The organism is Iodobacter sp., from assembly GCF_025352645.1.
In the GTDB taxonomy this organism is placed as follows: domain Bacteria; phylum Pseudomonadota; class Gammaproteobacteria; order Burkholderiales; family Chitinibacteraceae; genus Iodobacter.
The window spans coordinates 14,987-38,179 of sequence record NZ_JANXSO010000074.1 but is presented as its reverse complement, the minus strand read 5'-3'; the positions used below and the strand labels follow the sequence as shown (position 1 = coordinate 38,179).

The following is a 23,193-nucleotide window of genomic DNA, read 5'->3' as shown; positions in this document are numbered from 1 at the left end:
CATGCGTGGTTTTTTAATTAAATTATGTTTGATATTTGGAGTGATGATTATTTGGTTCTGGCCGAATATTCAAGGGCACTATCGGTTTAAGCAATATTGTAGTCGGGAAGGAGGTATCAGAATTTATGGGGAGATTCTACCTGATCAAGGTTGGCTTGCAGCTGGTAATTCCCCAGATGATTATAAGCTGCCATTCGCATTTAAACGTGTTGCTTTTGTCCGCTATAAGGATAAAAGCGGGATATGGTTTGATGTGTATGCAAAATTTAACCCTTGGCCTAAAGATCTTGATTATATCCTTGAGCCTGTGGATAAGTCTAAATCTGTAATGTACATGATAAAAAATGAATTTATACGCAACATGCCAAATGAGCTAAGGCTTGGTAAGGATAGGTATGAAATTTATGTAATCACTGAGAATAAAGTTATCGCTAGCACTACAAACTTTCAGTATGAACAATTTGAACGTGGAAAAACTTTTCTAGGTGCTCCTTCTGGAGTGGTCTGTGAAGAAATACATGTACTTGATGAATTTATAAAAACCATTTTCCCTATGGAGAAAAAATAATGACTACAGCCTCAATTTTGACGTTAAGCAAATTAGCTAGCACCGCGGTGGCAGCTTATAGTGTCGATTTGCAAAAAGCTGAATTGAAAAGTGGCCTGACAAAAGGCGCTGCCAACTTTACCTTAGTTCAAGCGGACCAATTTGATACTCAATATAAATTTATAGATCAACTCCAGAATGTCGCCTGGAATGGTTTTAGTGCCACTGTTTTTCAAGACAAAACCGGCAACAAAGTATTCGCCATTCGTGGTACTGAATCGGACGCTTCTGGTGTAGGTACGGATATATTGAAGACAGACCTTGGAAGCATTGCCCCAAATGGTTTTGCCAATACCCAAGCGGTAGAAATGTTTCGCTATTTCAAACGGCTGACTACCGTGGGCGGGAAGAAAGTTGCTTATTCTGAAAAAGAAATAAAGCAAATGTTTGTTATGGATAATTCTCTCCTAATGGCTGCTTCCAATGGCCTAAATCTGTTGAATCTCGTATTGTCAGCAGCATTAGAAATAGCATATGTGAAGTTTAAATTAGATATAAGTAACGACAAAGGTGTTGAAGCAGGGCAGCCAGCGGGTCAATCTGTGATTGAACCGGATGAAAGAGTGGATGTTACAGGACACAGCTTAGGTGGGCATTTAGCCATCTTGTTTGCGCGATTTTTTCCGAATAATACCAAAGAAGTGGTGACATTAAATGCGCCAGGGCTCTTTACGAATGGTAATAACACGCTTAATGATTTGGGCTTTAAAAATGTGAATGGTGACAGAATAACTCGGCTTGTGGCGGATGGGGATCCTGTTTCGGAAATTGGTAATGTATGTCCTGGGCTTGAAGTTAAAATTGCGCAGGAAAATGGCCTCAACCCTCTCGCTGCTGTAGCAAATCATTCTAGCTCAAATGGTAATGACAGTTTGGCAGTAATGGCCGTGATGGCGCGGCTGGATACGCGTCTAGAATATAGCCCTACTGCATTATCTGATTTTGTACGATATGGCTCAAATAAATTTGATGAGTCGCTTGAGAATGTGGTTGATGCTTTACGTCATTTTTTGTTTGGGGCTAATCAAACAGATACACCGATTTCATCTGGGGGGAGCGATGCTAAGCGAAGCGCTTTATATGACAACTTATACGGAATGATGAAGCTGGATGCGGAGGGAAAACCCACCGGTATCTTTGCTGAATTACAAGGAAAGGTGAAATTTGGCTACCCACAAGCCACTAATCCCCGGCAAACATTTGGCGAGTTTTTAAGCCTGTATTACCTTGCTCCATTTTCGCTTGAAATTAACGACCCTATTATTGAAGCTAAATTAATTGCCGCGCAAGGCAATATAGGATCGGCATGGTTGGCAGATAAAGCGATGTCGCCTGCCGACCGTGCTGCAGGCAAGGCCACGTTTAGTGATGAATATTTGGTGGATCGAGCTGCAATGCTGAGCTGGGTGATGAAGCGGAATAAGGATGATATAACTAAAACGACGCTGGATGGGCCAGATTTATTCTTTTTGGATAGTGCAACGCATGATGAGCTACGGATGGGGTCGTTATCGACTGGGGATGCAGATCGACGTCGAGTTTATTTCGGTAGTGATACGTCGGATTCATACAGTGGCTCCGATGTAAATGATCGACTGTATGGTGGCGCTGGCGATGACAGTCTCAATGGCGGCAAGGGAGGCGACTACATCGAAGGTAATGATGGAGCGGATATACTGAATGGTGGCAAAGACGATCATGCACGCGATATTTTGGTTGGTGGTAAAGGTTTAGATACCTATCAATTTAATGGCCAGTTTGGCGCTGATATGGTTAAGGATAGCGACGGCTTAGGGGCGATCAATATCGACGGCAAGTTGATAGGTGAGGCCAAAGGGAGCGGCCAGCGTGATCATTGGGCTTTTGATCTGGGCGCTGGTGTCGTTGCTGATTTGACTGTTTATGATGACCTGAATAGTGTCACTGGTAAAAGGTTGGTGATTAGCAGAGGCACAGATACGATTAGCGTGGATAACTTTGACTTGTTTAAAGCCCAAAATGGAGAGGGCTTTTTGGGTATTAAGTTAGAGAGCGCCATGAAGCTGGCTATTGTAGAAGGCGTGGGGAAAAGTGCCTTTAAAGACGTGGCCTTTGATCCGGCTAGCCTTGCTGGCTTGCAAACCACCATTATCGAAGGTACAGGCAGTACTTTTACCATTTATTTGAATCAGGCCGCTAAAGCGGGCGATAGTTTGACCTTGGCGCTCTCTGGTGCTGTGGATAAATTCCAAGTGATTTTGGGCGATAAAAAAAGCGCTGCTAATGGCCTGCTCATTGCCTTGGCTGAAGGTCAAACACAGGTTTCATTTGCACTGGTCCAGGAAGGGGCCGTGAGTGCTGATGCGAGCTTGCAATTAAGTGCCCGCTTTACGGGGAAAGATGGTGGGGCGAATAGTAATAATTTCGGAATTACGCTGAAAGATTTTAAAGAGGCCAGCGATATTATTAGACAAGAAAAGACCAAACACGAGGTTATAGGTACGTGGGGTAATGACATCATTTATGCGCTTGAAAATAATAACAATAATCTTTATGGGCGAGAAGGTAATGATGAAATTCACGGTGGTAATCTTGGTGACTACGTTGATGGCGGGCGGGGCAATGATCGCATTTTTGGGGGGGCGGGAAATGACTGGATCTCGAGCGACATAGATTTGCTAAATGATGGGAGCAATGACGCTGATTATGTTGATGCAGGTGCTGGTGAAGACTATGTACAGACTAGTAATGGTAATGATTTCGTATTAGGTGGTAAGGGAAATGATGAAGTATATGCGATGGGGGGCCAAGATGTAGTTAGTGGCGGAGATGGCGATGATCGTATCTATGGCGATGGTGCTCATTATTTAAATAATAATGGCGATTATAGCGATGGCTTATTTCACTCTCTTCGCCGCTGGTTTGTTGCTTATACACAGATCGTGGCAGACCAAGATCATGGAGCAGATTATCTAGATGGCGGCGCTGGAAATGACCTGCTTGTTGGCGGCGGGGGGGACGATGTGATCTATGGTGGTACGGGTAATGATCATATGTATGGTGATGGTAATGTGGATAGAGATACATCTTTAAGTGATTTGGAAATAGAAACATACAAACTCCCCGCTCCAGATTTACTTCATGTGAGTTCGGCTATTCATGGTAACGATTATATGGATGGTGGAGAGGGGGATGATTCTTTACAGGGTGGTGGTAAAAACGACACGCTATATGGCGGCTCTGGAAATGACAGTCTAATCGGTGATTTTTATGATGCTGCGGTTGGCAAGCCTGAAGAAAGTGACTTGATTTGGGGTAATGACTATTTAGACGGCGGTAGCGGTGACGACCAGCTTATTGGTGGAGGGAAGGACGACACTATGTATGGTGGTCAGGGGGACGACATGCTGTGGGGCGATTTTTCCAAGCATGCTGCAAATAATTTGATTTGGGGTAATGACTACTTAGATGGTGGTAGTGGTGACGACCAGCTCGTTGGTGGGGGGAAGGACGATACTTTGTATGGTGGTCAAGGGGACGACAAACTTTGGGGGGACGAAGAGGGCGTTGTAGGGGCGTTCAGTGGTAATGATTATCTCGATGGAGGTGATGGCAAAGACCAGTTAGTTGGCGGGGGAGGGGATGATGTTCTACATGGTGGCGCGGGTGATGACACCTTAGTCGGTGATGATGATTTGCTCAATGTTGCTGCTGAATTTCAGGGCGATGACTATCTAGATGGTGGTGATGGAAATGATGACCTTGTTGGCGGAGGCGGGAATGACATCTTGTATGGCGGTGATGGTGACGATTACTTAGAGGGTGGAACTGGGGCTGATTATATGGTCGGTGGTGCCGGAAAGGATGCTTATGTCGTGGATAACGAAGGGGATGTAATCGTTGAACTAGATGACGGTATTGCCTCATCACTTTCAGCTGCCACGGATGCGAGTCCCTCTGCAAAAGTAATCAGCATCGATAAAGTGACGTCGAGTATCTCTTATACGCTCGGTGCTAACCTCGACAATCTGACGTTGACTGGAGCCGCGACCAATGGCACCGGTAATGCCTTGGATAACAGACTGTTTGGTAATGATCTTGCAAATACCCTAGATGGTGGTGCAGGTAATGATTTGCTAAATGGTGGTGCTGGCGCTGATATTTTGATTGGTGGCAGTGGTGATGATTCATATGTTGTTGATAATGTTTTGGATATTGTGCGTGAAAATGCCGATGACGGAGTTGATGTCGTTTATAGCTCAGTGAGCTATGCATTAGTTAATGAGATTGAGCAGCTACGTGCAACGGGTGGTGATGCTATTCATTTAACGGGTAATTCACAGGCTAATGGCTTATTTGGCAATACAGGCGATAATGTTTTACAGGGTGGTAAAGGAAATGATTATTTAAGCGGTGCTGAAGGCAATGACACCTATGTGTTTGAGCGTGGTGATGGTCAGGATATGATTGTAAATACTGATTTATTGCGCAATACAGCTCATCCTGAAGTATTGACGGCGATTGATACGCTTCGTTTCGGAGCAAATATTACGGCTGCGGATGTGACGGCTTATCGTGCCGATAATAATTTAATTTTTAAGATTAAGGGCACAGCAGATAAGGTTAATGTAGTGGGTTATTACGATGAAAATCTGGTTACTGGAGACCAGGTGTTTGATAATAAAATTGATCGGGTCGTTTTTGAAAATGGAGTGGTTTGGGATCAGGCAATGATTCAATCCGTTGCAGATTTAGCATTAAATAACCACGCACCTACACTCGCGATTCCCACCGTAATTGCAGAAGCACATACCAGTAAGGCATTTAGCTATGTTATCCCCGACAACATTATCTCAGATAGTGATGTTGGTGATTCTTTAACGTACAGGGTTGAGTATCAATATCACACTGAATTGCCATCTTGGCTCAGTTTTGATGCGGCAACACGAACCTTTAGTGGTACGCCGGATAAAGGCGATAAGGGGGAGGTCATGCTGCATTTAATTGGCATGGATAATTACGGTAAGACAATGACTTCCCAGTTGCGATTAAATGTAGTGGGCAATCGTGCGCCAGTACTGTCTGCTGCTCTGCCTGATCAAGCTCAGGTATTTGGGGAGGCGTTTGTTTACCAAGTGCCAGAAAAAGCATTCCGTGATATTGATGGGGATGAGCTGACGTTTAGAGCAACGCAGGCAGATGGTAGCCCTTTGCCGTCGTGGTTAAGTTTCAACGAGCAAACGCACAGTTTTAGTGGCACTCCAACGGTTTCAGGGGTAACCAGTGTACGCATTATTGCGAGCGATGACTCTGGGTTGACAGATGAAGATACCTTTGATTTTGTTATTGGTGCGGCAGATATTGTTGGCACTAAAGGCGCGGATCTTTTACAGGGTGGCGCGGGTAATGATGTTATCAAAGGGCTGGAGGGTGATGATAAGCTTTTCGGTGCAGCGGGAGCAGACAGGCTGGAAGGCGGGGATGGTAATGATTCTTTGCTAGGCCAAGATGGCGATGACATCTTAAATGGTGGTGCTGGTGATGATCTTTTAGATGGCGGGGCGGGTAATGATATCCTGGCTGGTGGCAATGGTGCGAATACCTATTTATTTGGTATTGGATCTGGTCAGGATGAAATTCATAATAAAAATGATGATATACGCGGTAGTACCCCTGATACGCTCATATTTGGTGCAGGAATTTTACCCGCCGATATTAAAGTGGATGGTGTGGGGGATGATGATTCGCTGCTTATCACCATAGTTGGTCATCCTGGAGATAGTCTTAAAATAAATTTGGTTTCTAAATATGGTTTAGAAAATATCCGATTTACTGATGGCACTATTTGGGATATGACTATGCTAACTAGCCAGATAGTGAATACCTTAGGCTATGCGGCTGATTATTCTTCTGGAACTAGTGGCGGAATGAGAGTACTTAGTTATGGTAATGATTTTTACAGAACAGGATCTGGTAATGACATATTAATTGGGAATGCAGGTGATGATGTATTGAGGAGTAATGCAGGTGATGATGTTTTAGAAGGAGGAATTGGTAAGGATACCTTGGAAGGAGGGGATGGGAATGACGTTTTAGATGGCGGTGCGGGTAATGATTATTTAGATGGTGGCGATGGGGATGATATTTTAGATGGTGGTACGGGTAATGACAGTTTAAGTGGTGGGAATGGCAGTAATGCCATCTTATTTGGACGCGGATCTGGTTATGACAGTCTGTATCAGGGGACACAATTCCTTGGTGTTAATACAATTAAGCTAGACGCTGGAATTACAAGCACTGACCTGATTTTGAAACGTAATAGTGGAAATGATGATAGCTTGACGTTACAGATTAAAGGTAGTAGCGATAGTTTGATGATTGGAAGTGATTCATTCACCGCTGGCTTTCTGCATGATGAGCAGTATAAGGGCTTAAAGATACAGTTTGCAGATGGCACCATTTGGGATATGGCAACAATTAAAGCGAAATCATCGCTTGCCACCGCTGGCAATGACATTTTACAAAGTAATACTTCGGGAGATAGCCTTTCGGGTTTAGAAGGCGATGATCAGCTATGGGGGCAAGCAGGGAACAATAAGCTTGATGGTGGTGCGGGGCAAGATGAACTTCACGGCGGGGATGATAATGACCTCCTTCTCGGTGGGAGTGGTAATGATGTGCTTTATGGTGACACAGGAAATGACACGCTTAATGGTGGCGATGGTAACGACATTTTGCGTGGGGATGAGGGTGATGATCTACTTGATGGTGGATTAGGTAATGATGTTTATATTGTTGATTTTTATCATGGCAATGATGTCATTGACTCACTTGATCAAAGTACTGGCAAAGTGGATACCATCCAACTGTATTATGACGCGTCTAACTCCGTTACTCCTGAAGAAGTTCAACTGAAGCGAACGGGTGATGCATTAGTAATATCGTATTCATATCAAGGACAACATCGGCCTGGTAGTTTAACAGTCAATAACTATTTTAGTGGTGATGCTAAGGCCGGTTATCAAGTTGAGCAGATTAAATTTGGTAATGGCACGATTTGGGATGTAGCAACTGTTAAAGCGATATTGGCTGCTAAATCAGCTGAATTGCTGGGTTGTGACGAGCTTGTCGAAGGTGATGCAGATGCCAATCAATTGATCGGTAGCGCTGCTAACGAGTTGATGCGTGGTTTTGCAGGAAATGATCAATTATTCGCTTACGCAGGGGACGACGTACTGGAAGGCGGCGAAGGCGATGATTATTTAGACGGTGGTGCAGGAAACGATAAGCTAGAAGGTGGTGTTGGTAAAGATCAACTTCGTGGTGGTGAAGGTAATGATCGCTTAACTGCGGGCGTGGGGGATGATAAGTACGTCTTTACCGGTCAGTGGGGTAATGACGTTATTGATAATACTGGCGGCGGTGTGGATTGGTTGTTTTTCTCCGAGATAGAACGTGCCCAATTGAGTTTTAAACAAGAGGGTAAAGATCTGTTGATTGGTGTGGTGGGTGATGCTAGCCGCAGCGTGCGGGTGTTGAATCATTTTAATGGTGGCGATGCGGCGATTGCCTATTTGCAGCCTAAATCGGGCAATGCTTTGTCGGCGGCGGATATTGCCAAGCTCTTGGGCGGTGGTGGCGGTAATGCCAATACTCTGAACGGCACCAGTGGCAATGATAATTTATCTGGCACTGCTCAAGCAGATTTAATCAACGGTGTAGCGGGTAATGATTCTTTGTTTGGCTTGGCAGGCAATGACACGCTGCGTGGCGATGAGGGCGATGATTATTTGGATGGCGGCCTTGGCAATGATCAGCTAGAGGGCGGCGTTGGTAAGGATCAGTTGATTGGCGGCGAGGGTGATGATCGCCTGATTGCAGGCGCTGGTGATGATAAATATGTGTTTAGCGGCAACTGGGGCAATGACGTAATTGATAACACCGGCGGCGGTTCTGATTGGTTATTCTTCTCTGAATTAGAGCGTAATCAGCTGAGCTTTAAGCAAGAAGGTAAAGATTTATTAATTGGCGTATTGGGTGATGCTAGCCGCAGCGTGCGGGTGTTGAATCATTTTAATGGTGGCGATGCGGCGATTGCCTATTTGCAGCTTAAAACCGGTAGCGCACTTTCAGCTGCGGATATTGCAAAGTTGTTAGCAGATACGGGTACACCTATTCCTCCTGGTTTTGATCGCGTGATTGATGGTGATGCGGCTAATAACCAATTAAGCGGCGGCACTGGGAAAGACTTACTCCGTGGTTTTGCGGGCAATGATCAGTTGTTTGGTGGCTTAGGTAATGACCGGCTGGAAGGCGGCGATGGTGATGATTATCTAGCCGGTGGTTATGGCAACGTGGCCAATACCGGCGATGATGTGCTGATTGGCGGCGCAGGTAACGACACTTTAAGTGGTGAAGATGGTAATGACCGGCTTGAAGGGGGTACGGGTGATGATAAATACACCTTTGATGGTAAATCACAGGATGTGATTGATAACACCGGCGGTGGCTTTGATGGGGTGTTCTTTAGCGGAACAGTCACCAAGGATCAGTTGGGCTTTTCACGCATAGGCGATGATTTAATGATCACGGTTGGGGGTAATGCGCAGCAAACGCTGCGCGTGATTAGTCATTTTCTGGGTGGGGATTGGGCGATTGATTATGTGCAGCCCAGTGGTGGTGTTCCGTATTTAACCACTGCGGCTATCAATGCGGCTGTTGCAGCAGCAGGCATGAAACTGGTCGGCACATCGGGTAACGATAACCTTGTTGGAGATATTGGCAAGGATACGCTGACAGGGCTTGCGGGTGATGATGTGCTCAATGGCGGTGCAGGGGCTGACACCTTGCTTGGCGGCGCGGGTAATGATACTTACATCGTTGATAACGCGGGCGATGTGGTGACTGAGCTGGCTGGTGAAGGGGCTGATACGGTGCAAAGTAGCCTAAACTGGGTGCTTGGCAATAATCTGGAAAACCTAACCTTAACTGGCACCGCCGCAATAAATGGCACGGGTAACGAGCTAGCGAATGTGCTGATTGGTAATGCAGCCGCCAATACGCTGATAGGTGCTGCCGGTAATGACACGCTGGATGGCGGCACAGGGGCGGATAAATTACTCGGCGGCCTTGGTGATGATCGCTATGTGGTTGATGTAAGCGGCGATGTGACTACCGAAAACGCCAATGAAGGGAACGACACCGTGCTGGCCTCTTTGGCTTGGACTTTAGGGAGCAATCTCGAAAACTTGACGCTGACAGGCACTGCGGCGATTAACGGCACAGGCAATGTTTTGAATAATATTCTGACAGGCAATACTGCGGCCAATGTCTTAACCGGTGCGGAGGGCAATGATACTTTGCTTGGCGGTGCTGGGGCCGATACCTTAAACGGGGGTGTGGGCAACGATACGTATATTTTTGGGCGTGGTGATGGTAGCGATACCATTATTGAGAATGATGCTACGGCTAAAAATACTGACATTGCGCAATTCCAGTCGGGTATTGCTACTAATCAGCTATGGTTCAAAAAGGTGAGCAATAATCTGGAGGTTAGCATTGTTGGTAGTGGCGATAAGCTGACGATGCAGGATTGGTATAAGGGCAATGCTTTCCATGTTGAGCAGTTTAAAACCTCAGATGGTAAGGTCTTGCTGGATACCCAAGTGAATGCTTTGGTTTCTGCCATGGCAGCATTTAACCCTCCAGCCTCAGGTCAAATGACTTTGAGTCAGCAACAGCAGGACGCATTAAATCCTGTGCTGGCCGCTAACTGGCATTAATGTTTTGAATCCGTGAAATAGGCCCGGCCTTGCAAGAGGTCGGGCTTTTTATAGAAGTTGAATGTATGAGTGATTTTCCAGAAAGCCCTGCGGAACAGGTGAATTCCTTCGATTCCGCTCTTGCCTGCCTCGTTATGTTGGCCCGCTTTCACCAAATTGCGATAGAACCCGACCAGCTAAAACACCAATACGCCCCAGAAAACGGCCTGTTTGCAGAGGATGATGTATTGCGGGCAGCCAAGCAATCGGGTTTAAAAGCAAAAGCGGTTCACCCTCGTTTCGATCGTTTAGACCGCACCCCCTTGCCTGCCATGGCGCAGATGCTGGATGGGGGCTGGGTGATTCTGGCGAAGTTTGATCAAGGGCAAGTTCTTTACCATGATCCTGCCGCAGGTAGGCCACAACAGTGTAGTCAGGATGAATGGCGGGCATTGAGTTCTGGCCGTTTGATTCTGTTTACTTCCCGTGCCAGTTTGGCGGGAGATTTAGCGAAATTTGATTTTTCTTGGTTTATTCCTGTAGTAGTGAAATATCGTAAATTGCTGGGCGAAGTGCTGTTGGTGTCGTTTTTCTTACAGTTATTGGCTTTGGCAACGCCGTTATTTTTTCAGGTGGTGATGGATAAGGTGTTGGTCCACCACGGCGTAACAACGCTGGATGTAATTGCCATTGGGCTGTTAGTGATTTCCATATTTGAAGTGGGCATGACAGCGCTGCGTACCTATGTTTTTAGCCATACCACCAATCGTATTGATGTTGAACTTGGGGCGCGGCTATTTCGGCATTTGCTTAATTTGCCGCTGGCCTACTTTCAGGCTCGGCGGATTGGCGATTCAGTGGCACGGGTGCGGGAGCTAGAAAACATCCGTAATTTTCTGACGGGACAGGCATTAACGTCGGTGCTGGATCTGTTTTTCTCGGTGATTTTCTTGGCTGTGATGGCTTATTACAGTGGGTGGTTAACGCTGATTGTCATCGTTTCGCTGCCTTGCTATATCGGCTTGTCGGTATTGATTACGCCGGTGTTAAAAGCCCGCTTGGATGAGAAATTTGCCCGTGGTGCTGAAAACCAGTCTTTCTTAGTTGAAACCGTGAGCGGCATCGAAACCGTTAAATCGATGGCGGTTGAGCCGCAGGTTATTCGGCGCTGGGATATACAGCTGGCAGCCTATGTGGCAGCAGGGTTTAAGGTATCAAACCTTGCCAATCTGGGTAGCCAAGGCGTCAATCTGATTCAAAAAATAGTGACGGTTGCCACCATGTGGTTAGGGGCCAAGCTCGTTATCGAAGGGGGGATGTCTGTTGGGCAATTGATTGCTTTCAATATGCTGGCAGGGCGTGTGGCTAGCCCAGTGATGCGGTTGGCGCAGCTATGGCAGGATTTTCAGCAGGTGGGAATTTCGATGAGTCGCCTAGGCGATATTCTGAATACGCGCACCGAAATTAATCAAAGCCGAGCCGCATTGCCACCTATTGCGGGCCGGATAGAGTTTGATCAGATCGGCTTTCGTTATCGGGCCGATGGGCCAGAGATCTTACGGGGCGTCAGTTTGACTGTTGATCAGGGTGAGGTAATTGGTATTGTCGGGCGTTCAGGCTCAGGTAAAAGTACGCTAACTAAGCTATTACAGCGCCTTTATGTGCCAGAGCGTGGCCGCGTGATGATCGATGGTGTTGATCTGGGCCTTGCTGATCCGGCATGGCTTCGCCGCCAAATTGGCGTGGTGTTGCAAGAAAATCTGCTCTTCAACCGTAGTATTCGTGACAATATTGCCTTGTCTGACCCTGGTATTGGCATGGATAGAATCATCCACTCTGCTAAGTTAGCAGGGGCGCATGATTTTATTGTCGAGCTGCCCGAAGGCTATGACACTATGGTGGGGGAGCACGGTACCGGCTTATCTGGCGGGCAAAAACAACGCGTTGCCATTGCTCGGGCACTGATTGCTAATCCGCGGATTCTGATTTTTGATGAAGCCACCAGCGCCTTAGATTATGAATCTGAGCGCGTCATTCAAAATAATATGAAAGACATATGCCAAGGGCGCACGGTATTGATTATTGCGCACCGCTTGTCATCTGTGCGGGATGCAAACCGAATCGTTGCGATGGATCGCGGGCAGATTGTAGAGATTGGTTCTCATAAAGATCTGCTGCTTAAAGAGGGCGGTTATTACGCTCATTTACATGCGATGCAGGCGGGGTAATGTGTCCTTTTCATCATTAAGTAATTATTCCAGATTAAATTGGGGGATGAAGGAATTAAAGTTGCTTTAGGGGCTATGCCTTGACTCAAAATCAATAAAGCTAGGCTAAGCCTGTAGTGTGTAATAGCAGAGGCGATTACATCATTAAAACGCTCTATTTTAGCGGAGCGCGCGCCTAGAAATAGGGGGTGTAAATATGTTTTATGCGTGGGCCGTAGACTTTGCCTTGAATAAATAGTCATGAAGCGGCTATAATCTTGCGTTCTGTGGGCATGGTGCCTGTAGATAATTTTGGTGCTCACCCCGTTAAGGGTGCTCTTAGTCATTGATTTTGAGTGTCGTGTGAGTGCTAGATGTAACCCTTAGCTTGGAGTTTTACTATGTCCGTTAGCATGCGCGATATGCTTGAAGCCGGTGTCCACTTCGGTCACCAAACTCGTTACTGGCACCCAAAGATGGGTCAATATATTTTTGGCGCACGTAACAAGATTCATATTATCAACCTCGAAAAAACACTGCCATTGTTTGAAGAAGCGGTTAAGTACGCTCGTCGTATCGCTGCAAACAAAGGGACTGTTCTGTTCGTAGGTACAAAGCGTCAAGCTCGTGAAATTGTTGCTGAAGAAGCGGCGCGTTGCGGCATGCCTTTCGTTGATCACCGCTGGTTAGGCGGTATGCTGACTAACTACAAAACAGTTAAGCAGTCGATCAAACGTCTGGAAGAGCTACAAGTTATCGTTGCTAATGAAAACAGCGGCTACGGTAAGAAAGAATTGCTGGATATGAACCGTGAAGTTGAAAAACTCAATCGTAGCCTGGGCGGTATCAAGGATATGAAGGGTCTGCCAGACGCGATTTTCGTAATCGACACGGGCTACCAGAAGGGTACTTTGGTTGAAGCTAAGAAACTGGGCATCCCAGTTATCGGTGTAGTTGATACCAACAACAACCCAGAAGGTATTGATTTCGTTATTCCTGGTAACGATGACTCAAGCCGCGCAATTCGTTTGTACGCTCAAGGTATGGCTGATGCTGTGCTTGAAGGTAAAAACCAATCAGCACAAGAACTTGTCGAAGCAGCTGCTGCAGCCGTTGCAGAGTAATTCGTAAAGTTAATATGCAAAAAAGGGGCGTTTAGCCCCTTTTTTGTAAATGATAGATAAGTAGCTCGGCTTTATTCTTCAAAACGTTCCTATGTACTAGGGAAAAATAAGAAAACCGTGCTACTTCTTACTCAGTTTCAGGAGAAATAATCATGGCGGAAATTACCGCGAAGATGGTTGCCCAGCTGCGCGAGCTGACTGGCCTTGGCATGATGGAATGCAAAAAAGCTTTAGTTGAAGCTGATGGTGACATCAAAAAAGCTGAAGAAGTAATGCGAATCAAATCCGGCAATAAGGCGTCCAAATTAGCGGGCCGTACTGCTGCTGAAGGTATTATTGCCTCGTTTATCTCTGCAGATAAAAAAATCGGCGCGGTACTTGAAGTGAACTGTGAAACAGACTTCTTGGCTAAAGACGAAGGCTTTATCGCTTTTGCTAAGCTGGCAGCTCAAGCCGTTGCAGATGCAAATCCAAACGATGTGGATGCCTTGTCTCAAGTAGTGGTTGGCGGCAAAACTGTTGAAGAAATTCGCAAAGATGCTGTGGCTAAATTGGGTGAAAACGTGACATTGCGCCGCTTTGCGCGTTTTGAAACTGAAGGTCAAGTTGCAGTTTACTTGCACGGCAATAAGTTAGGCGTGATGCTGGATCTTATCGGTGGTGATGAGCAATTGGGCAAGCAAATTGCTATGCACATTGCGGCAACTAAGCCTAAGTCACTCGATGCAAGCGGCGTACCTGCTGAGTTGATCGAAACTGAGCGTCGTGTTGCAACTGAGCGTGCTAAAGAAGCAGGCAAGCCAGAAGCCATGCTAGAAAAAATCGTTGAAGGTACGGTTCAAAAGTACCTGAAAGATGTTGTTCTGCTGAGCCAGCCATTTGTAATGGATGACAAAGTAACCATCGAACAATTACTTAAAACCAACTCTGCAACAGTAAAAGCATTTAATCTGTTTGTAGTTGGCGAAGGCATTGAAAAAGTAGTCGTTGATTATGCTGCTGAAGTGGCTGCTGCTGCAAAGATTTAAGTATTAAAAGTATTACACTTATCTTGCTTGGCTTGCCCAGGGTTGGGTAAGTTGCAAGATAAGTTGTATTATGCGCCGCACGGTAACGTGCGGCGTTTCCACAAGTCGCCCCTCCATGGATAAGGAATCCTCGTATGAGCCAAGCACCCAAATATAAACGCATTTTGCTGAAACTCTCCGGCGAAGCCCTCATGGGTGAGGATAGCTACGGTATTAATCGCGTTACAATTGATCGTATTGTCGGTGAAATTAAAGCGGTATTAGATCTTGGTGTTCAAGTTGGTGTCGTTATCGGTGGTGGTAATATTTTCCGTGGCGTAGCGCCTGCCGCTGCAGGTATGGATCGCGCTACTGCTGATTACATGGGAATGCTGGCAACGGTGATGAATGCGCTGGCCTTGCAAGATGCTATGAAGCGCGCTGGTATTGTCAGCCGTGTTCAATCTGCACTGACAATCCAACAAGTTGCTGAGCCCTATGTTCGTGGTAAAGCGATTCGCTATCTTGAAGAAAACAAAGTGGTCATTTTTGGCGCGGGTACAGGTAACCCATTCTTTACCACCGACACTGCTGCTGCCTTGCGCGGTATGGAAATGGGTGCGGATATTGTGCTGAAAGCCACCAAGGTGGATGGTGTTTATACCGATGATCCAAAGAAAAACCCAGATGCCGTACGTTATCAAACACTGACCTTTGATGAGGCTATTGGCCGCAATCTAAAGGTGATGGACGCTACCGCCTTTGCGCTGTGTCGTGATCAAAATATGAATTTAAGTGTCTTTAGTATCTTCAAAGCAGGCGCATTAAAGCGCGTAGTTCTTGGGGAAGACGAAGGTACGCTGGTACACTGCTAAGCCTTCTAAGTAAGTGGCGGCCATTAGGCTTAGGTTTAATAGGTTGTTAGGCATCTACGTTTGAGCTTTTATGTCAAAGTGGCTTAAAAGTAGCTGCTGCACCATTAATAGTATGAGTTAAAAAGACGAGTAAATGCTCGTCGTTTGAGCAAATAAGGGATGCATTATGATTGCAGATATTAAAAATAATACCGAGACAAAGATGCAAAAGTCGGTAGAAGCTTTGCGCGTGAATTTAGCAAAGGTTCGTACTGGCCGTGCGCACGTTGGTTTGTTGGATCATATTAATGTTGATTACTATGGCTCACCTACTGCGATTAATCAGGTTGCCAATGTGACATTGATTGATTCGCGCACGATTGGTGTTCAAGCTTGGGAAAAAACCATGATTTCCAAGATTGAAAAGGCGATTCGTGATGGTGATTTGGGTTTAAACCCATCCACGAATGGTGATGTAATTCGCGTGCCAATGCCTGCGCTCACGGAAGAGCGCCGTAAAGATTTAACCAAAATTGTGCGTAATGAGGCAGATGATGCCAAAGTGGCCGTTCGCAATGTACGCCGCGATGCTAACGAGCAATTAAAGCGTTTGGTTAAAGACAAAGACATCTCTGAAGACGATGAGCGTCGTGGTACGGATGAGGTGCAAAAACTGACTGACCGCTATGTTATTGAAATAGATCGTTTGTTGGCAGAAAAAGAAAAAGAACTCATGACGATGTAATCATTTATTGGCCAATGCAATTTTTGCATTGGCCAATAAACGCAGGGGGTTGGGTGTGGCCATATTCAGTAGTTCAACAAAAGAAATACCGCAAGAAATTGCCGCGGTCCCGCGTCATATTGCTGTGATTATGGATGGCAATGGTCGTTGGGCTAAAAAGCGCATGATGCCGCGTATTTTTGGGCACAAGCGTGGCGTTGAAGCGTTACGTGAAACCGTACGTGCCTGTGATGCTTTGGGTGTAGGTTATTTAACCGTATTTGCATTTAGCAATGAAAACTGGCGACGTCCGCAGGATGAAGTTTCATTCTTAATGGGGCTTTTCCTTAAAGTGCTAAGTGGTGAAATCACCCGCATGCACGATAATAATATCCGCTTAAAAATCATTGGCAATCGGGAGCACTTTAGTCCTGAATTAATTACTTTGATTGACGCTGCAGAAATAAAAACGGCAGATAACACTGGCTTAACGCTATCCATTGCCGCAGATTATGGCGGGCGATGGGATGTGATGCATGCCACGCATCGTTTATTGGCCGATCGTCCTGATTTAGCCACGACCTTTACTGAAGAAGATTTATCTCCTTATTTGGCAATGGCCTATGCGCCAGAGCCAGATTTATTTATCCGCACCGGTGGCGAGCAACGAATTAGTAATTTCCTGCTCTGGCAGTTAGCCTATACCGAATTATATTTCAGCGATATGCTATGGCCTGATTTTGATCGTCAGGCATTAACTGTCGCTATTGATTGGTATCATGGCCGTGAACGCCGCTTTGGTCGTATTAGCGAACAACTTCAGTCCCCATGTTAAAAACACGCGTTATTACTGCCTTATTGCTGCTGCCATTATTGTTGGCGGCTATTTTCTATTTGCCTCAAGCAGGATCAATTGGTTATTTAGCGTGGATTGCATTTTGCGGGCTGATTATGGTTACGGCCAGTTGGGAATGGCAGCGCTTGTCGGGCATGCAAGGACTTATCGCTAAAATATACCCATTATTAACTGGCTTGTTGTTTGCTGTGCTTTGTCGCCTTGTTTATTCCCCTTCACTATTGCTTGGCTTAATGTTGGGCTCTAGTTGCTTTTGGTTGTTTATTAATCCTGTATGGTTAAATAAAAAATGGCCATTGGCTGCTGCGGGTAATTTAAATGCTTTATTGGGCTGGGCCTTATTATTGCCCGCTGGTTTGGCAATGATCGTACTGCGTGGCGCTGGCCCTTGGGCTTTACTTGCAGTACTGGCCATTGCATGGGTGGCAGATTCCGCCGCTTATTTTGCTGGCAAGGCTTTTGGTAAGCATAAATTAGCACCAAAAATCAGCCCAGGAAAAAGCTGGGAAGGGGTGTTTGGCGGGGCCGTTGGCGTAATGATTTATGTTTATTTCTTACCTAAGCAAATATTTACGCATGGTGAATCATTGTCTTTAGTGTATTGGTTGCTTATTGCTGCTGTATTAACTGCCGTGAGCGTGATGGGGGATTTATTAGAGTCTCTATTTAAGCGGCAAATTGGCATAAAAGACTGTAGTAATTTATTGCCGGGCCATGGTGGGGTAATGGATAGAGTTGATAGTTTATTGGCCATCTTGCCGGTAGCTGCAGCGATCTACCTTGCTTTCTATTTGTTCTAAATTCAAACTTCGCGCCCTTCTTTTGTGGGGAATCATTTGAATGACCGATATTTATTTGACATTGTTTTGGCGTGTTGAATTCACTCTATGCTGAGCAGCATTTCTTATTGTTAATTCATTAGATCATTATTTCTAGCATGCAAAATCGGAGGCGAGGTGTTTGATACACTTAATTTCGGTTTAGTCTGCTGGAAATTATTGCTTCCTAGTCAATAAGTTTTGTCAGCTTATGTTTATGTCTTAGATGGCGTCTGTTTTTTAGCCGACCAATAAAGTGCAAGGCCATATCATCATGCCCTCTAAACAAATCATTACTATTCTTGGCGCAACAGGCAGCATCGGGGTTAATACCCTCGATGTGCTGGCGCGTTATCCAGAGCGTTATGAAGTTTTTGCTCTAACGGGGGCTAGTCAGCTAGAAAAGCTTGCGCAACAATGTGTGCAATTTAAACCACGCTATGCCGTGGTTTTAGATGCTTCTTCTGCCCAGCAGCTCGCCACCATGCTTAAAGATCGTCGCTCGGTCACCGAGGTATTATGGGGCGAAGCGGCGCTCAGTGATGTTTCAACTGCCAGCGAAGTAGATTCCGTTATGGCCGCCATCGTTGGTGCAGCAGGTATGCGTCCAACGCTGAATGCAGCCAAGGCAGGTAAGCGTGTTTTGCTAGCCAATAAAGAAACTTTGGTCTTGGCGGGGGCTTTGTTTATGAATGCGGTGCGCGAATCCGGTGCAGAACTCTTGCCCATTGATAGCGAACATAATGCCATCTACCAGGTACTACCTCAGGTCTATCGTGAAAATCCATATGCAGATTGCTTGCAAAATGTAGGGGTGAAACGCATTTTACTCACCGCTTCTGGTGGACCATTTCGCACTATGGCAGCGCAAGAATTAGCTTTTGTAACCCCTGAGCAAGCCTGTAAACATCCTAATTGGTCTATGGGGCGCAAGATTTCTGTTGATTCTGCGTCGCTGATGAATAAAGGCCTTGAGGTGATTGAGGCCCGCTGGTTATTCAATGCCCCCGACAAAAATGATATCGCTGTCATTGTGCACCCGCAAAGTGTGGTGCATTCCATGGTGGAATACATGGATGGCTCGGTATTAGCGCAATTGGGTAACCCCGATATGCGTACACCGATTAGCTATGGTTTGGCTTATCCAGAGCGCATTGAGGCAGGGGTTCCATCGCTCGATTTCTTTAGTGTTGGTCGCCTAGATTTTGAGGCGCCAGATCTCACTCGTTTCCCCTGTTTGCAATTGGCTTTTGATGCCTTGGCAGTAGGAGGCGCTGCGCCCGCTATTTTAAATGCCGCAAATGAAGTGGCTGTGGACGGCTTTTTAAATAAAGCGCTCCGCTTTACGGATATTCCCGTTTTGATTGAATCGGTATTGGGGCAGTGCGTTGTGACTAGCTCAGCCGAATCGCTTGAGGCCTTGCTTGGTGCGGATCAAGCGGCGCGGATGGCTGCTCGGGCTTGGCTACAGGGGCATTCATGCTAATTACTTTGCTGGCCTTTGTGATTGCGATGGGCTTATTGGTGTCTGTGCATGAGTACGGGCATTATCGCGTTGCTAAAAGCTGCGGTGTAAAAGTGTTGGTGTTTTCTATTGGTTTTGGCAAAACGCTTTGGCAGTGGCAGCGTGGTGAAACGCTGTGGAAAATTGGCATATTTCCACTGGGTGGCTATGTCAGCATGCTGGATGAGCGAGAAGGCGAGCCGATTGCCGCTGCTGAGCTGCATCGGGCGTTTAATCGTCGTCCTCCTTTGGCCAAAATGGCGATTGTCATTGCTGGCCCGTTGGCTAATTTTTTGCTCGCAATTTTGATCTATTGGGGGCTGTCTCTGTCTGGTGTTGAGGCATTAAAGCCGGTAATTGGCTTTGTTAGCCCTGCATCTATGGCTGAAAAAGCGGGCTTTGCCAAGGGTGACGAAGTGCTTTCTTTGTCTGGCGCGCCCATTTTTAGTTGGGACGAGTTGCAATTAGGCTTGTTAGAGCACAGCGGTAACGCGGTAACAGTACCCTTGCAGCTTCGTTCTATTGATGGATCAGCGCGTGATATTGCACTGGATTTAAGTCATTTAAGTAAGGATGAAATTGATCAGCAGCTCTTGGCACGCATCGGCATATCCCCAGTTCCTTTGAGCTTGCGTATTGCTCAAGTCATCGCTAAAAGTGCCGCAGATCAGGCTGGTATTAAGATAGGGGACGAACTGTTAGCTATTAATGGCGTGCCGTTACGAGGATGGGGCGATGTGCAGTCCAAAGTGTCGGCATCACCCAAGCAAGCCCTGGTGATGAGCTGGAGGCGTAATGGGCAAGTGCTTGAACAAACAGTCTTTCCTCAGGCAGTAGTTGAAAATGGCCACGCCGTTGGCAAGCTCGGGCTTGCCCCTTTTGCGGATGAGGCCGCGTGGAAAAACCAAAAAATAGTGCGCCAATTTGGCCTGTTTGAAGGCCTGCAGTATGCGGTAGATAAAACCTGGCAGGGTAGTCGGCTTACGCTGGTGATGTTCTGGAAAATGCTCACTGGTTTGGTTTCGGTTAAGCAAGTTAGCGGCCCGATTACCATCGCAACTTACGCAGGAGATAGTGCGCGTTTGGGATTAAATGCTTTTCTTGAGTATCTGTGCATTATTAGTATCAGTTTAGGGGTTTTAAACCTACTGCCCTTGCCGGTGCTTGATGGTGGGCATTTGATGTATCATACGGTAGAATTTTTGACGGGGCGGCGTTTGCCGCTTCAGGCTGAAGAATTTGGCCAGCGCGTCGGTATAGCGTTATTACTGGGTTTAATGTCCCTAGCGCTTTACAACGACATCTATCGACTTTTTCCCAGCTAACAGCATCTCGCAAATCGCAGTGATAAGTCCTATTGAAACCAAGTTTTACAATTGTAAATCGGGTTTTTAATTTTTTTAACGTCGTGTGGGCTGAGCTTGTGGCATGCCTGCTAACTCATTAGTGACTCTTCAGAATAATGAAATTAAAATCGATAAACTTGTTGTTAGCAGCGGCGCTTGCCGGTGTTGCCTTTCCTAGTTGGGCGGTTGAGCCATTCGTGATTCGCGATATCCGCGTTGAGGGCTTGCAGCGCACTGATGCGGGGACGATTTTCAATTACCTACCAGTAAAGGTCGGGGATCGCTTCGATGACGATCGCGCCCAAGAAGCGATCAAAGCTTTGTTTGCCACGGGCTTTTTTAATGATGTGCGGGTTGAAGCAAATGGCCAAGTTTTAATTGTTACTGTGGATGAGCGTCCAACCATTGCCCAGATCAATGTCAATGGCTCCAAAATGCTGGAAAAAGACCAGATCAAAACAGCGCTTAAAAGCCAAAATTTTGCTGAAGGGCGTATTTTTGATCAGAGCGTTTTAGACGCGGCTGTTCAAGAAATCAAACAACAATACTATTCGCGTGGCCGCTACTCTGTAGTGGTTAAAACAGAAGTCACTAAATTAGAGCGCAACCGTGTTGGTGTGCAGCTAGATATCTCTGAGGGCGAAGTCGCACGTATTCAGCAAATTAATATTGTTGGCAACAAAGCCTTTTCAGAGGGCGATTTGCTTGACATGTTGACGCAAACTACGGGCGGTTGGATGACTTGGTACACCAAGGCTGACCAATATTCCAAACAAAAACTATCTGCCGATCTAGAACGCCTCCGTTCTTGGTATATGGATCGTGGTTATATTGAATTTAATGTGGAATCCACCCAAGTGGCTATTTCAGAAGATAGGGAAGGTATTTTCCTGACTCTGAATATCACTGAAGGTAAGCAGTATGAAGTGAGTAACGTTAAAGTGCTGGGCGATACGGTGCTTGACCCTGAAGTCTTAAAGAAATTGATCACCTTAAATGCAGGTGAAACTTTCTCGCGCGAAAGTCTTAATCAATCTACGGCGGCAATCACAGATGCTTTGGGTAATGTGGGCTATGCCTTTGCCAATGTGAATGCAGTCCCTGAAATTGATCAAAAAAACAATAAAGTTGCATTTACTTTTTATGTTGATCCGGGCAAAAAAACCTATGTGCGACGGATTAATGTGAGTGGCAACTCGCAGACCCGCGATGTGGTTGTGCGCCGTGAATTGCGCCAATTAGAATCTGCGGCTTACGATGGCTCTAAAATTAAGCGCTCAAAACAGCGCCTTGAGCAATTGGATTATTTCGGTGAAGTGGTAGTGGATACCCCCTTGGTGCCGGATACGGCAGATCAAGTGGATATGAATGTGTCCGTGACTGAAAAAAAATCGGGCAACTTTAATATCGGTGCAGGTTACGGCCAGAGTGAAGGCGTTGTTTTGGTCTTGTCGCTATCGCAAAACAATTTCTTGGGTAGTGGTAAGCAATTTGCAGCTGAAATTAACTCCAGCTCATCGAATAAAGTTTACTCGCTGTCGGTGACTAATCCTTACGCCACTCCCGATGGTGTGGCTGTGGGCTGGAATATTTATCGCCGTGATACCGATCCTTCTCGCGTAGATTTGGGTCAGTACACCACCTCATCTTATGGGCTGAACACTAACTTTAGCTTGCCACTGACTGAAACCAATCGCGTTGGCTTTGGTTTGGGCTTTGAAAGCTTAGCAATTCAAGCCGATGCAAGCGCGCCGAAGCACGTGCTTGATTTTGTAAATACGCAGGGCGCAAGAAATAAAACCTTCCCAGTGTCGGTAAATTGGGGTCGAGATACGCGTAATAGCGGCTCTTATCCAACTTCCGGTTGGTTGCTGAGCTTGAATGGTGAGGTAACCGCGCCATTCTCTGATGTTGATTACTACAAGCTTTCAACCAGGAGCCAGTACTTTATCCCATTTGGTAAAGAAATGAGCTTGATGTGGAATGTAGAAGGCGGCTATGGGCATTCTTATGGTGATAGCCTGTACCCATTTTATAAGAATTTTTATGCTGGTGGCGTAGGCTCAATTCGCGGTTTCCGTTCTGGCTCAGTTGGTCCTGTTGATAGCCGTGGCGATGGGATGGGGGGGGATAAGCGTGTTATTAATAACTTTGAATTCTTCTTCCCTATTCCAGGCTTAAAAAATGATCGCTCAACCCGTTTAAGCGTGTTTGCTGATTCAGGCGCGGTATGGGGTGCAGGTAGCCGCCCACGTCTTGAAGAAATGCGTTATTCAGCAGGGGTTGCATTCACTTGGGTCTCCCCAGTCGGGCCGATCAAATTAAGCTGGGCAGCACCATTTAATGCTCAACCAAATGATCGCGTTGAGCGCGGATTACAGTTCCAACTGGGTCAAGTATTCTGAT

The 23,193-nt window shown here is 46.2% G+C and carries 12 protein-coding genes; all 12 read left to right on the top strand.

All coding sequences use genetic code 11. The annotated features are described in order from the left end of the window. Nucleotide 1 precedes the first annotated feature (1 nt). The 12 genes from Q0R17_RS08800 to bamA all read left to right on the top strand — a co-directional run bounded on the left by Q0R17_RS08800 (nt 2) and on the right by bamA (nt 23,192). Nucleotides 2-568 carry a hypothetical protein gene (locus Q0R17_RS08800; RefSeq protein WP_293934137.1) on the top strand — a complete coding sequence of 189 codons (567 nt, stop codon included), beginning with the start codon at nt 2-4 and terminating at the stop codon, nt 566-568. Next, nucleotides 568-10,368 carry a calcium-binding protein gene (locus tag Q0R17_RS08795; RefSeq protein WP_293934135.1) on the top strand — a complete coding sequence of 3,267 codons (9,801 nt, stop codon included), beginning with the start codon at nt 568-570 and terminating at the stop codon, nt 10,366-10,368. The genes Q0R17_RS08800 and Q0R17_RS08795 overlap by 1 nt, the downstream gene beginning before the upstream one ends. A 65-nt stretch (nt 10,369-10,433) precedes the next feature. Beyond that, nucleotides 10,434-12,575 (top strand): type I secretion system permease/ATPase, encoded by a 2,142-nt coding sequence (locus Q0R17_RS08790; protein WP_293934133.1) that lies wholly within the window; start codon nt 10,434-10,436, stop codon nt 12,573-12,575. Nucleotides 12,576-12,955: 380 nt separating this feature from the next. Continuing rightward, on the top strand, nt 12,956-13,678 hold the full coding sequence (gene rpsB, locus Q0R17_RS08785; RefSeq protein WP_293934131.1) for a 30S ribosomal protein S2: 723 nt from the start codon (nt 12,956-12,958) through the stop codon (nt 13,676-13,678). Nucleotides 13,679-13,830: 152 nt separating this feature from the next. Further along, nucleotides 13,831-14,706 (top strand): translation elongation factor Ts, encoded by an 876-nt coding sequence (gene tsf / locus Q0R17_RS08780; protein WP_293934130.1) that lies wholly within the window; start codon nt 13,831-13,833, stop codon nt 14,704-14,706. 134 nt (nt 14,707-14,840) lie between these two features. Next, nucleotides 14,841-15,560 (top strand): UMP kinase, encoded by a 720-nt coding sequence (gene pyrH / locus Q0R17_RS08775; protein WP_125972516.1) that lies wholly within the window; start codon nt 14,841-14,843, stop codon nt 15,558-15,560. A 166-nt stretch (nt 15,561-15,726) separates the two neighbouring features. Continuing rightward, entirely contained in the window at nt 15,727-16,284 is a 558-nt protein-coding gene (frr, locus tag Q0R17_RS08770) for a ribosome recycling factor (protein WP_374759862.1), read from the top strand. A 61-nt stretch (nt 16,285-16,345) separates the two neighbouring features. Then, nucleotides 16,346-17,098, top strand: coding sequence for a polyprenyl diphosphate synthase (uppS, locus tag Q0R17_RS08765; protein ID WP_293934241.1), 753 nt, complete (start codon nt 16,346-16,348; stop codon nt 17,096-17,098). After that, the gene (locus tag Q0R17_RS08760) at nt 17,092-17,919 is read left to right on the top strand and encodes a phosphatidate cytidylyltransferase (RefSeq protein WP_293934127.1); all 828 of its coding nucleotides are present in this window, start codon (nt 17,092-17,094) and stop codon (nt 17,917-17,919) included. The genes uppS and Q0R17_RS08760 overlap by 7 nt, the downstream gene beginning before the upstream one ends. A 292-nt stretch (nt 17,920-18,211) precedes the next feature. Then, the gene (ispC, locus tag Q0R17_RS08755; protein WP_293934125.1) at nt 18,212-19,423 is read left to right on the top strand and encodes a 1-deoxy-D-xylulose-5-phosphate reductoisomerase; all 1,212 of its coding nucleotides are present in this window, start codon (nt 18,212-18,214) and stop codon (nt 19,421-19,423) included. After that, on the top strand, nt 19,417-20,766 hold the full coding sequence (rseP, locus tag Q0R17_RS08750) for an RIP metalloprotease RseP (RefSeq protein ID WP_293934122.1): 1,350 nt from the start codon (nt 19,417-19,419) through the stop codon (nt 20,764-20,766). The genes ispC and rseP overlap by 7 nt, the downstream gene beginning before the upstream one ends. Nucleotides 20,767-20,924: 158 nt before the next feature. Continuing rightward, complete coding sequence (gene bamA / locus Q0R17_RS08745; RefSeq protein WP_293934118.1) at nt 20,925-23,192, top strand: outer membrane protein assembly factor BamA; 2,268 nt, start codon at nt 20,925-20,927, stop codon at nt 23,190-23,192. The last annotated feature ends 1 nt before the right edge of the window (nt 23,193 follow it).